This is a genomic window from Nostoc sp. DedQUE07 (genome assembly GCF_034530975.2).
GTDB lineage: Bacteria > Cyanobacteriota > Cyanobacteriia > Cyanobacteriales > Nostocaceae > Nostoc.
This window is the reverse complement of sequence record NZ_JAVRCC020000113.1, coordinates 1-676: the sequence shown is the minus strand read 5'-3', so window position 1 is coordinate 676 and position 676 is coordinate 1. Positions and strand designations below refer to the sequence as shown.

Annotated in this window: 2 protein-coding genes; both read right to left on the bottom strand. The window is 40.5% G+C overall.

The window, feature by feature from the left end; all coding sequences use genetic code 11:
- Positions 1 to 131: 131 nt before the first annotated feature.
- Entirely contained in the window at positions 132 to 470 is a 339-nt protein-coding gene (locus RMZ95_RS34020; RefSeq protein ID WP_322705795.1) for a XisI protein, read from the bottom strand.
- On the bottom strand, positions 458 to 676 hold a 219-nt coding region (locus RMZ95_RS34015), incomplete at its 5' end, for an element excision factor XisH family protein (RefSeq protein ID WP_409884545.1). The genes RMZ95_RS34015 and RMZ95_RS34020, both read right to left, overlap by 13 nt.

Here is a 676-nt window from a genome sequence, read left to right as displayed (position 1 = left end):
CGCGCGCCCAGCAGACATCAGAACCCGGCCGCGCTGTCTCGCCAGCGATCCTCCGGCCACGCTCTGCGAGCGATGTCTGCTAACAGATTGCTTTTGGATGCCATAGGATGGTGTGTCTATTTTTATTAACTTTAAGCAACACCGTATTTGGTATAAGGACGTTTGTATGGGGGATGCAAGCCTAAAACAATATCTGAAGCTGGAACTCCTCTTTCCACTAACTCTTGAGCAATATCGGCTTCTGTCATGTTGTGCTGAATCCAAATTTTATTATCTTTAATGTCTAAATGAATGTAACAGGCATAAATACGATTAAACTCTTGCCAACCAATATCTAGAATTTGATAGCGATCGTGTTCTGTATCAAAAATGAGTTGACATTCAATATTTGGTTCGTTTGGGGGGTTTGGGGTGGCGTGGGCGATTAATAATTCGCGCACAATTTGGCGATATTTGGCTAGTTTTTCCATTCGATTATTTCCTCTGTATTCGGTTTATATACTATTATTTTTAGGGCATAATATGATATTGCCGCTTGAGTAAAACGCTCCTGAAAAAAAGTATTAAAAATATCAATAGGAACAGCTAAATAGAGGATGCGATCGGGTTCAGTCATTTCTAAGGCAAGGCGATAGTTGAGAAACTGACCTAATGCATTATGAAAGTCACTAATAAC